The 10,131-nt window shown below is 65.9% G+C and carries 14 protein-coding genes and 1 pseudogene; 6 read left to right on the top strand and 9 right to left on the bottom strand.

All coding sequences use genetic code 11. The features are described 5' to 3' along the window. The 4 genes and pseudogenes from AC1D1G_RS35275 to AC1D1G_RS35290 all read right to left on the bottom strand — a co-directional run. Positions 1-160 (bottom strand): annotated as a pseudogene (locus tag AC1D1G_RS35275) (transposase); the annotation flags it as partial. Between the two features lie 97 nt (positions 161-257). Further along, a complete protein-coding gene (locus AC1D1G_RS35280) occupies positions 258-701 on the bottom strand; it encodes a hypothetical protein (RefSeq protein ID WP_005252226.1) in 444 nt (147 codons plus the stop codon). An 11-nt stretch (positions 702-712) separates the two neighbouring features. Then, a complete protein-coding gene (locus AC1D1G_RS35285; protein WP_477955740.1) occupies positions 713-1,228 on the bottom strand; it encodes a twin-arginine translocation pathway signal in 516 nt (171 codons plus the stop codon). After that, on the bottom strand, positions 1,225-1,752 hold the full coding sequence (locus AC1D1G_RS35290) for a hypothetical protein (RefSeq protein ID WP_283331089.1): 528 nt from the start codon (positions 1,750-1,752) through the stop codon (positions 1,225-1,227). Before AC1D1G_RS35290 ends, AC1D1G_RS35285 begins: the two co-directional genes overlap by 4 nt. A gap of 189 nt (positions 1,753-1,941) precedes the next feature. Between AC1D1G_RS35290 and AC1D1G_RS35295 the strand changes: the two genes are divergently transcribed. Genes AC1D1G_RS35295 through AC1D1G_RS35320 form a run of 6 tightly spaced genes read left to right on the top strand, consistent with a single transcriptional unit; the run spans position 1,942 to position 4,742 of the window. Next, positions 1,942-2,403: an Asp23/Gls24 family envelope stress response protein gene (locus AC1D1G_RS35295; protein ID WP_005252221.1), complete on the top strand. Its 462-nt coding sequence runs from the start codon at positions 1,942-1,944 to the stop codon at positions 2,401-2,403. Then, positions 2,400-2,714, top strand: coding sequence for an Asp23/Gls24 family envelope stress response protein (locus tag AC1D1G_RS35300; RefSeq protein ID WP_009474619.1), 315 nt, complete (start codon positions 2,400-2,402; stop codon positions 2,712-2,714). The genes AC1D1G_RS35295 and AC1D1G_RS35300 overlap by 4 nt, the downstream gene beginning before the upstream one ends. Continuing rightward, a complete protein-coding gene (locus AC1D1G_RS35305; RefSeq protein WP_005252219.1) occupies positions 2,711-2,890 on the top strand; it encodes a hypothetical protein in 180 nt (59 codons plus the stop codon). The genes AC1D1G_RS35300 and AC1D1G_RS35305 overlap by 4 nt, the downstream gene beginning before the upstream one ends. After that, positions 2,883-3,863 carry a DUF6286 domain-containing Asp23/Gls24 family envelope stress response protein gene (locus AC1D1G_RS35310; protein ID WP_283352900.1) on the top strand — a complete coding sequence of 327 codons (981 nt, stop codon included), beginning with the start codon at positions 2,883-2,885 and terminating at the stop codon, positions 3,861-3,863. Before AC1D1G_RS35305 ends, AC1D1G_RS35310 begins: the two co-directional genes overlap by 8 nt. Then, positions 3,860-4,435, top strand: coding sequence for an Asp23/Gls24 family envelope stress response protein (locus AC1D1G_RS35315; RefSeq protein WP_477955741.1), 576 nt, complete (start codon positions 3,860-3,862; stop codon positions 4,433-4,435). The genes AC1D1G_RS35310 and AC1D1G_RS35315 overlap by 4 nt, the downstream gene beginning before the upstream one ends. Positions 4,436-4,469: 34 nt before the next feature. Beyond that, positions 4,470-4,742 (top strand): YciI family protein, encoded by a 273-nt coding sequence (locus AC1D1G_RS35320; RefSeq protein ID WP_280779961.1) that lies wholly within the window; start codon positions 4,470-4,472, stop codon positions 4,740-4,742. Positions 4,743-4,813: 71 nt separating this feature from the next. Here the strand turns inward: AC1D1G_RS35320 and tuf are convergent, their stop codons facing one another. From tuf to AC1D1G_RS35345, 5 genes are all read right to left on the bottom strand, one after another. Then, positions 4,814-6,004, bottom strand: a complete 1,191-nt coding sequence (gene tuf / locus AC1D1G_RS35325) for an elongation factor Tu (RefSeq protein ID WP_005252203.1) — start codon at positions 6,002-6,004, stop codon at positions 4,814-4,816. Between the two features lie 89 nt (positions 6,005-6,093). Next, a complete protein-coding gene (gene fusA / locus AC1D1G_RS35330; protein ID WP_005258137.1) occupies positions 6,094-8,196 on the bottom strand; it encodes an elongation factor G in 2,103 nt (700 codons plus the stop codon). 161 nt (positions 8,197-8,357) lie between these two features. After that, positions 8,358-8,828 (bottom strand): 30S ribosomal protein S7, encoded by a 471-nt coding sequence (gene rpsG, locus AC1D1G_RS35335; RefSeq protein ID WP_005252199.1) that lies wholly within the window; start codon positions 8,826-8,828, stop codon positions 8,358-8,360. Next, entirely contained in the window at positions 8,828-9,202 is a 375-nt protein-coding gene (gene rpsL, locus AC1D1G_RS35340; RefSeq protein WP_005252198.1) for a 30S ribosomal protein S12, read from the bottom strand. Before rpsL ends, rpsG begins: the two co-directional genes overlap by 1 nt. 362 nt (positions 9,203-9,564) lie before the next feature. Next, the gene (locus AC1D1G_RS35345) at positions 9,565-10,104 is read right to left on the bottom strand and encodes a DUF3558 domain-containing protein (protein ID WP_280779960.1); all 540 of its coding nucleotides are present in this window, start codon (positions 10,102-10,104) and stop codon (positions 9,565-9,567) included. Between the last annotated feature and the right edge of the window lie 27 nt (positions 10,105-10,131).

Consider the following 10,131-nt stretch of genomic DNA (forward strand, 5'->3'; position numbering starts at 1 on the left):
TGCGGCGAGAGCCGTGAAAAGCGCTGGTGTCGAGATGGGTGTCGACGATCTCGATCACCGTCCACACCGGATGCGTGGGCGGCACCCACTCCCGCATGTCCGGTGGCAACAAAAACTGCTGATCACGATTCACCGGTCGATACCCCTTGGCCACCAACACATTATCCAAGAAACATCAGGTCGGGGCGCCGCGGCACGCGGACACCCCGACCCGGAAATTTGAAACAGCCCCCCCGCGGTTAACAAGTACTCACGGGTCAGGCGGTGCGAAGGACGAGCAGATACGCACCACCGGCGGCATCGATCTGCGTCTCGACGTTCAGTTCCGGTGCAAGACGGGACAACCTGTCGAGCAACCACTCCGCCGCGTCCTCGGCGTCCGATTTGCCCGGGCATCGCGCCACCGCCACCCGTCCGCCCTTGCGGCCGAGTTGTTCGACCACACCGATGATCGGGGCGGGATCGACGACGAACAACCGGTCGGGCCACGGCACGACCGGTTTGACGGCACCCTTCTTGGTGTTGCACGCCCGGTGCGCAAGGCGTTCGACGCCGCCCTTCGCCTTGGCCTTCTTCGCGGTGACGACGCTGTCGATGCTGGGGCCACGCGGATCGTTGACCGACATGTCGGGGTCCACCGGTTCGTCACACAGCCAGCAACGCCACGACTCGCGGTCGCCGACCTCTCGAAGAGTACTCATGGGCGCCAACGCTACCCGGACGACTGAACCGGATCGAAGCCCGAAATCAGCCAGTTGTCGCCGGACTTGGTGAGCTCGACGGTGATGCTCGTCGCCGTCACCGCCGGTTCCGGTTTCGCCGCACTGGTGGTGGTCTGATTGACGAACAACAGCACGGTCGCGGTGTCGGCCGCCACCTCGACCGGACCGGACGCGGCCACCGTCGCCTGGGTCGCGACCTGGCTCTCCTTGGCCGCCGGGACGACGACGTCCGTCGTGAACTGTGTGTAGTAGTCGAGGAACTCCCCCGTCAGGCGTTCCTTCGCGGCGCCGACGTCGTTCTCCACCGTGTCCGGCTTGTAGGACAGCAGGGCGATCGCGCCCTGCGAAGCGGTGTCGGTGACGGTGGCGCGGACGGCGTCGTCGACGCGCTGGTCGGGTCGGTAGAGCGTGAAGTACAGAACCCCCGCCAGCACGGCCGCGGCCACGGTGAGCGCGCCCAGAATCAGGAGGAGTCTGCGCGACTTCGGCGATGCGTCGGTACTCACTGCACGAACCCCGCCTTCACGATTTTGTACGTGCCGTCCTCGAGTTGCATCGTCACCCGCATCCGCTGACCGCGCGGCTCCTCGGCCGCGCCGCCTGCATTGGACACCTTCTGCGCGACCGCGACGAGCACGTCCGCGGAGTCGCCGTTCTGCGTCTCGATCGCAGCCTGGCGCACCTCCCCCTGGGACTTGACCTTGGCCTCCTGCATGACCGCGATGAGGTCCTTGGATCGGGCTTCGAATTCGTCGCGGAATTCTCCGGCCGAGCCGTCGAGTACCTTCTGCACGTCTTCGTCGGCCCGCTCGAAGTCCATCGTCGTCAGATTCACGACGCCCTGCCGCGCTGCTTCGAGGATCTCGGATCTCTGCTGAGCCTCCTGCGCCGCCTGCCGGTGTGTGTAGCCGAAGTAGCCGCTGACCGCGACGAACGCGAGTGCGAGGACGGCCAGAACCACCACACCCGCGGCGACGGCCGGCGTCCGGGCCTGAGGAGCGGCGTCCTCACCGGTGGGCTCTTCCGCCATGGGGTTCCTTCCGTCGGGCTGCGTCTGCGTTACCTGCATCACGTCAGATGTTACCGGGTAGTCATATCAAATATTTTTGGGTGTCTCCCGTCACGGGATCCGCGGACGGAAAGGCGCGTGGGAGACCCCGCGTACGGTCGGTGATCATTACTGTTGAGGAGAAGGCAGGCGACTCGAAGGGGATCCACGATGACCAGCGATTCAGGGGCACGCAGCCGCGTGCAGTTCGGTGCCGGGGCGACGCCGGAACTCGTCAGTTCCGAGGGACGGACCATCATCGCGGACGCCGTGGTCGCCAAGATCGCCGGGATCGCCACCCGTGAGATCAACGGCGTCTACGACGTGGGCGGCGGTACCGCGCGCGCTGTCGGTGCCCTCCGCGATCGGATCCCCGGCGCCCGCGTCAACCACGCCCAGGGCGTCGCCGTCGAAGTCGGCGAGAAACAGGCCGCCATCGACATCGGCATCGTCGCGGAATACGGTGTCGCATTGCACGAACTCGCGGTCGGCATCCGGCGCAACGTCATCGCGGCCGTCGAGCGCATGACCGGGCTCGAAGTGACCGAAGTGAACATCACCGTCTTCGACGTCATGCTGTTCGACGAATCCGAGGCCGCGTCCGAGCTCGACGGCAAACCGAGGGTGCAGTGACCGGACCACTTCCACCGGACACCCACGCCGAGGACATCTCCGAACGCATCGTCGCCGCCGTCCTCGCCACCCCCGGAGTGGCAGCGATGCACGGCGGCGCGTTCGGTGAAGTCGCGACCTACCTGCCCGGACGCCGGGTGACCGGGGTGACCGTCGGCCCCACGTCCTGTGCCGTCCACCTCGCGGCTCGCTACCCCGCCAACGTCGTCGACACCGCCGAAAGAGTGCGGGCCGCAGTGGAATCGCTGGTGGACGTCCCCGTCGACGTGACCATCGAAGATCTCCTGACAGAGACAGGACAATCTCAATGAACAGCACAATCACAGGCCTGATCGTCGGGTTACTTCTCGCCATCGCCGGCATCCTCGGTGGTTTCAGCGGATTCGTCTTCGCCGTCCTCCTCGGCGCGCTGGGCATGGCCGTCGGCGCGCACCGCGACGGCCACCTCGATCTCGGCGCCATCCTCCGAAGCCGCGGCCGTGGCTGAACCCTTCACCGCACCCCCCGCCGGTCCGCACGACGACGCGGCGCTCGACGACACCGCCCTGCGCGGCGAACTGGTCATCAAGGAGCGCGCCGTCGTGAAGATCGCCGTCGCCGCAGCGCTCCAGGTACCCGGCGTCGTCAAGCAGTCCGGTGGGCTGTCCCGCCTGACCGGGCGGGAACTCCCCCGCGCCGACGTCTCGACGGGAGCAGGCGCCGTCGCGATCAACCTGTACATCGCGGTGCAGTGGCCGTGCCACCTCGACCTCGTCAACCGCCGGCTCCGCGCGCAGGTGCACCGTCAGGTCGAGCAGATGACGGGCATGCCGGTCATCGAACTCAACATCGTGGTCGTCGGAACGGAATCCGCCGCCCCCGAAGACAGTTCGGCCGAAGGCCGTTACTCCGAACAGGGCGTTCCGGCGGTGCCGCCCGCCCCGGTGGCGCCCCTCCGGCCACGCACGCCGCGCGCGACCCCGGCCGCTGTGCCCGCCGCGATCATCGTCGCCGTCGGGGCCCTCGGTCTCGCGGTCGTCGCAGCGCGTGAGCTGCTCATCATGCGCGGCACCTTCGCCAACGCGCCCTGGATCCGCAACACCGTGCAATGGCTGGGCCGGCTGCACTGGTCCGAGTGGATCGTCCCCGTCGCCGCAGGCGCGATCGTGCTGGGGGTCGTGTTCATCGTCGCGGCCCTCAAACCGCGGCCGCGCACCCACCTGCCGCTCGCAGTCGGTGACACCCCGATCGTCTGGCTCCGCCCCACCGACCTCGCTCGCAACTCCAGTAGTCACGCCAAGACCGTCCCCGGCGTGCTGTCGGCGCACACGACGGTCGACCGCAAACACGTCACCGTCCGCGTGGTGCGCACCGAGTCGACACCCGCCGGCGACGTGGCCATTTCCGTACGCGAGGCCGTGGAACCGACGCTGTCGCTGCTCGGCACGTCCCCCGAACTCCGAGTGCAGGTGAAACCGTGAGACATCGGACCGCCGCCGTCAACCGGGTCATCGTCCTGCTCGTAGGGCTCGCACTCCTCGGATTCGGCGCCTACGCCGTGGCCTGGGACCTCCAGGTTCCGATCGTCCGCGAATGGGTGTCGCGGTACGACCGCGCGCGTGTCACCGCACTCCCCGACCAGGACTGGTGGGGCTGGGCGCTCGCCGCGACGGTCGTCGTGGGGCTGGTCTTCGGGATCGTGCTCCTCGCCCTGGACCTCACCCGGCGACGCACGTCCCCCGTCGCCGTACCGGACCGCGAATCGGGCACCTACGTCACCGTCGACCTCGGCTCCCTCGCGAACGGAGTCGCCAGCGAACTCGCGCAGTACCCCGGAGTGCGGCAGACACGCGCTCGCGCCGTCATCGAACGCGGACTCCCCACCCTGTCGATCGTCGTGACCGCCGACCCCACGCTCGACCTGTACGACTTCACCCGCAAATCCGAGGACGTCGCGTCCTGGGTCGCATCGACCCTCGGCGGTGAAGAGGTCGCCACCCAGGTCCTGCTCCACCTCGACCGCGCCGACCACCCGGTGCACGTCGAAAGCTGACACGCGGCGTTCCGGTCTCGGTAGGTTCGGTGCCATGGAATACGTGGTGTTCTACGCGACCGATCCGACCACCGCCGCCAGGATTCCGGAGATCTATCCACGACACCGGGAGTACCTCGACGCGTTCGCCGCGGAAGGTGGGCTGCTCGGTATCGGACCGTTCGACGACCCGGCGAGCAACGGGTCCATGGCGATCTTCAGCAGCCGCGAGCGCGCAGAACAATTCATCGCCCGCGACCCGTTCGTCCTCGAGGGCATCGCGCATCCCAGCGACATCCGAGAATGGGATGCGTTGAACTACCGCTGAGTGTCACACCCCGAAAACGCCAATGGCGCCCACCCCGGAGGGTGAGCGCCATTGGCGTTGGTGGAGCTAGATCACTTGTTGATCTTCGTGACCTTGCCGGCGCCGACGGTACGGCCGCCTTCGCGGATCGCGAAGCGCAGGCCCTCGTCCATGGCGACGGGCTGGATCAGCTTGACGGACATCTCGGTGTTGTCACCGGGCATGACCATCTCGGTGCCCTCGGGCAGCGTCACAACGCCCGTCACGTCCGTGGTACGGAAGTAGAACTGCGGACGGTAGTTGTTGAAGAACGGCGTGTGGCGGCCGCCCTCGTCCTTGGACAGGATGTACGCCTGGCCCTCGAACTCGGTGTGCGGGGTGGTGGTGCCGGGCTTGACGACAACCTGTCCACGCTCGACATCTTCGCGCTTGATACCACGAACCAGCAGACCGACGTTGTCACCGGCCTGGCCCGAGTCGAGGAGCTTGCGGAACATCTCGATACCCGTGACCGTGGTCTTGGTCTTGGTTTCCTTGATGCCGACGATCTCGACGTCCTCGTTGACGTTGATCACGCCACGCTCGATACGACCGGTGACGACGGTGCCACGACCGGTGATCGTGAAGACGTCCTCGACGGGCATGAGGAAGGGCTTCTCGGTCTCGCGGACCGGGTCCGGGATGGACTCGTCGACCGCAGCCATGAGCTCGAGGATGTTCTTGGTCCACTCCGGGTCGCCCTCGAGCGCCTTGAGTGCGGAGACCTTGACAACCGGAGCGTCCTCGTCGAACTCCTGCGCAGCGAGGAGCTCACGGACCTCCATCTCGACGAGCTCGATGATCTCGTCGTCGTCCACCATGTCGGCCTTGTTCAGGGCGACGAGGATGTACGGCACGCCGACCTGGCGGGCGAGCAGCACGTGCTCACGCGTCTGGGGCATCGGGCCGTCGGTGGCCGCGACCACGAGGATGGCGCCGTCCATCTGCGCCGCACCGGTGATCATGTTCTTGATGTAGTCGGCGTGACCGGGAGCATCGACGTGCGCGTAGTGGCGCTTCTCGGTCTGGTACTCAACATGCGAGATGTTGATCGTGATACCGCGAGCCTTCTCCTCAGGAGCCTTGTCGATCTCGTCGAAGGCCGAAGCCTCGTTGAGATCCGGGTACGCGTCGTGCAGAACCTTGGTGATGGCCGCGGTCAGCGTGGTCTTGCCGTGGTCGACGTGACCGATGGTGCCGATGTTCACGTGCGGCTTCGTCCGCTCGAACTTCGCCTTCGCCACTGTGTGTCCTCCTGGACTGATTGATGCTTGCGGTATGCAGCAGTGCGGTTGTTATTACTGGGTCGTGCTTCGGCCGGCTGGAACCGAGGTTACTCGCCGGTCGCCTTGGCGATGATTTCCTTCGAGACGTTCGCGGGAACCTCTGCGTAGGAATCGAACACCATGGAGAAGTTCGCCCGGCCCTGGGTCTTCGACCGCAGATCACCGATGTAACCAAACATCTCCGAGAGCGGAACCAGCGCCTTCACGACACGGGCACCACTGCGTTCCTCCATGGCCTGGATCTGGCCACGGCGGGAGTTCAGGTCGCCGATCACGTCACCCATGTATTCCTCGGGTGTGGTGACCTCGACAGCCATGAGCGGCTCGAGAATGACCGGGCCGGCCTTGCGGGCGGCTTCCTTCAGCGCCTGCGAACCGGCGACCTTGAAGGCCATTTCCGACGAGTCGACGTCGTGGTAAGCACCGTCGAGCAGCGACAGCTTCAGGTTCACCAGCGGGTAGCCGGCGAGAACGCCGTACTGCATCGCGTCCTGCGCGCCTGCATCCACGGAAGGGATGTACTCGCGAGGGATGCGACCGCCGGAGACCTTGTTCTCGAACTCGTAGGTGGCACCGTCTTCGCCGACGAACGGCTCCAGCGCGATGATCACCTTGGCGAACTGGCCCGATCCACCCGTCTGCTTCTTGTGGGTGTAGTCGTGCTTCTCGACCTTCTTGGTGATGGTCTCGCGGTAGGCAACCTGCGGCTTGCCGACGTTGGCCTCGACCTTGAACTCGCGACGCATACGGTCGACGAGGATGTCGAGGTGGAGCTCGCCCATGCCGCCGATGACGGTCTGGCCGGTCTCCTCGTCGAGCTCGACGGAGAACGTCGGGTCCTCTTCGGCGAGCTTCTGGATCGCGGTGCCCAGCTTCTCCTGGTCGGACTTGGTCTTGGGCTCGATCGAGACCTGGATGACCGGGTCCGGGAAGCTCATGGACTCGAGCACGATCGGGGCGTCCTGTGCACACAGGGTGTCACCGGTCGTGGTGTCCTTCAGACCGATCATCGCGTAGATGTGGCCGGCCACGGCCTCGTCGACCGGGTTCTCCTTGTTGGCGTGCATCTGGAAGAGCTTTCCGATGCGCTCCTTCTTGCCCTTGGTCGCGTTCATGACCTGGGCGCCCGGATCGATCCGGCCGGAGTACACGCGGACGAACGTCAGCTTGCCGAAGAACGGGTGCGAAGCGATCTTGAAGGCCAGAGCCGAGAACGGCTCTTCCTTGCTCGGCTTACGAGTGAGGATCTCTTCTTCGTTGCCCAGGGCGTGACCCTGGACCTCGCCGATGTCCAGCGGGTTCGGCAGGTAGTCGATGACCGCGTCGAGCATGGGCTGAACGCCCTTGTTCTTGAACGCGGAACCGCACAGAACCGGGTACAGCTCGGAGTTGACCGTCATCTTGCGGATGGCGCCCTTGATCTCCTCGACGGAGAGCTCCTCGCCGGCGAAGTACTTCTCCATGAGCTTTTCGTCGGACTCGGCAACCGTCTCGAGCAGCTTCTCGCGGTACTCGGCAGCCTTGTCGGCGAGATCGGCCGGGATCTCCTCGATGGTGGGCTCGGCGCCGATGGCGACCGTGCCACGCCAGGTGACAGCCTTCATCTCGACCAGGTCGACGACGCCGTCGAAGTCGTCCTCGGCGCCGATCGGCAGCTGCAGGACGAGCGGCTTCGCGCCGAGGCGGTCGATGATGGTCTGGACCGTGAAGTAGAAGTCCGCGCCCATCTTGTCCATCTTGTTGACGAAACAGATGCGCGGAACGTCGTACTTGGCGGCCTGACGCCACACCTGCTCCGACTGGGGCTCGACGCCCTCTTTGCCGTCGAACACTGCGACGGCGCCGTCGAGCACGCGGAGCGAACGCTCCACCTCGACGGTGAAGTCGACGTGGCCCGGCGTGTCGATGATGTTGATCTGGTTGTTGTTCCAGAAGCAGGTCACCGCGGCAGAGGTGATCGTGATGCCGCGTTCCTTCTCCTGTTCCATCCAGTCCGTGGTCGAGGCACCGTCGTGCGTCTCACCGATCTTGTAGTTGACACCGGTGTAGAACAGGATGCGCTCGGTGGTCGTGGTCTTGCCGGCATCGATGTGCGCCATGATGCCGATGTTGCGGACCTTGTTCAGGTCGGTCAGCACTTCCTGTGCCACAGGATTCTTCCCCGCTCGTAGCTCGTGTATCGGGTGTCGGCCTCCCCGGTGTTCCACCAGCGGGGCCATTGTCTCGAGTTGTAGATCAGCCGGTCCCCGGTAGGGGCCCGACGTGCGACGACGCCGGAGCAGTCACGGTAGGTGACTGCTCCGACGTGACGTCACCAGCGGTAGTGGGCGAATGCCTTGTTGGCTTCGGCCATCTTGTGAGTGTCCTCACGGCGCTTCACAGCGGCACCCAAGCCGTTGCTGGCATCGAGGAGCTCGTTGGCGAGACGCTCGACCATGGTCTTCTCGCGGCGCTGCCGGGAGAAGGTCACGAGCCAGCGGAGCGCGAGGGTGGTGGAGCGGCCCGGACGGACCTCGACCGGCACCTGGTAGGTGGCGCCACCGACACGGCGGCTGCGGACCTCGAGGGCGGGCTTGACGTTGTCCAGTGCGCGCTTGAGGGTGACGACCGGGTCGGTGCCGGTCTTCTCGCGCGCCTGCTCGAGTGCTTCGTAGACGATGCGCTCGGCGGTGGACTTCTTGCCGTCCAGGAGAATCTTGTTGACGAGCTGCGTCACCAGGGGCGAACCGTAGACCGGGTCGTTGATGAGCGGACGCTTCGGAGCGGGGCCCTTACGTGGCATTAGCTCTTCTCCTTCTTGGCGCCGTAGCGGCTGCGGGCCTGCTTGCGGCCCTTGACACCCTGGGTGTCGAGCGAGCCACGGATGATCTTGTAGCGCACACCGGGGAGGTCCTTCACACGACCACCGCGGACGAGCACCATCGAGTGCTCCTGCAGGTTGTGACCCTCGCCCGGGATGTAAGCGGTGACCTCGACGGAACTGGTCAAGCGCACACGCGCGACCTTACGGAGCGCCGAGTTCGGCTTCTTCGGGGTGGTGGTGTACACGCGGGTGCACACGCCACGACGCTGCGGGCTGCCCTTGAGGGCTGCCGTCTTGACCTTCGCGGTCTTGTCGCGGCGGCCCTTGCGGACCAGCTGGTTGATGGTTGGCATTTACCGGCTTTCTTCGTGTTGAACAGACTGCTCTGGACAAGCAACCTTGGCTGTTCTGAAATTAGGGATCTAGCAGTTGGGGCAAGAGAGCTGCTGCCCCTCACCCGCGCCTCGAGCTGCACCCGAGGTCGGGTGTGTCGCATACCCCCACACAGGCAGCCGGATGCTCGTTCCATGCAGAAATCTGCACGAACGCGCGCACGGCAATACCTCGCTAGGCACACAGATCGGCCCGGGCATGCCGGACACGACCCACAACGATACCCGGCGGCGCGCCGGAAGGTCAAAGTGGGTTGGCAGTGGTAAGGGCTGACCTGCGATGTGGGGTACCGCTCGGAGCTGTCGGTACGGACACGGGCACATCAACTACTCAGATTGAGCGTCAGATCCGCAAGCGTCGATGCCGCTTCACACGGGTCTGCCGCCCCCGTCTGGAACTGTACCCACCAGCCGACGACGCCTGCGGAGGGAGATCCGACCGTCACTCCGCACGCCCCCGGATCGCCGGGGGGACGCATCACGACGGCCTTGCGGCCCTGGATGGTGGAGGACTCCACGGTGTACCCGAGCTTCTCGCCTGTCGACTTCTCCGTGTCGAGGGAACCCGTCTCGAACCAGTTGAACGTCACCTTCACGGGACCGTTGGCGCCGACCGCGTCCCAGCGGCAGATCGCGCCGAAGAAGCCCCGTTCGATGGCGTCGGCACCGACGGTCTGGGCGATCTGTTCGTCGGCGACGGCGTTGCACTCCTCCAGCAGGGCCGTGAACTGTTCGGTGTCACCGGACGGCGACGCCCCTTCAGCCCTGGGTGAGCCCTCGATCGTCGACCCGCACCCCGCGATCAGCCCGACCGCGGTGGCCGCGGCCAGCACCCGCACGGCGCGCCACGTCCCGCTGCTCATCACTCCCCCGCTCACTTGGCCCTCGAC

This window comes from Rhodococcus sp. P3_B8 (assembly GCF_056402775.1).

What these genes read in the sequence shown, in the direction of transcription:
- AC1D1G_RS35280 (WP_005252226.1), bottom strand. Translation starts at nt 701, where the DNA reads ATGAGTACTCTTCGAGAGGTCGGCGACCGCGAGTCGTGGCGTTGCTGG.
- AC1D1G_RS35290 (WP_283331089.1), bottom strand. Translation starts at nt 1,752, where the DNA reads ATGGCGGAAGAGCCCACCGGTGAGGACGCCGCTCCTCAGGCCCGGACG.
- AC1D1G_RS35295 (WP_005252221.1), top strand. Translation starts at nt 1,942, where the DNA reads ATGACCAGCGATTCAGGGGCACGCAGCCGCGTGCAGTTCGGTGCCGGG.
- AC1D1G_RS35305 (WP_005252219.1), top strand. Translation starts at nt 2,711, where the DNA reads ATGAACAGCACAATCACAGGCCTGATCGTCGGGTTACTTCTCGCCATC.
- AC1D1G_RS35320 (WP_280779961.1), top strand. Translation starts at nt 4,470, where the DNA reads ATGGAATACGTGGTGTTCTACGCGACCGATCCGACCACCGCCGCCAGG.
- rpsG (WP_005252199.1), bottom strand. Translation starts at nt 8,828, where the DNA reads ATGCCACGTAAGGGCCCCGCTCCGAAGCGTCCGCTCATCAACGACCCG.
- rpsL (WP_005252198.1), bottom strand. Translation starts at nt 9,202, where the DNA reads ATGCCAACCATCAACCAGCTGGTCCGCAAGGGCCGCCGCGACAAGACC.
- AC1D1G_RS35345 (WP_280779960.1), bottom strand. Translation starts at nt 10,104, where the DNA reads ATGAGCAGCGGGACGTGGCGCGCCGTGCGGGTGCTGGCCGCGGCCACC.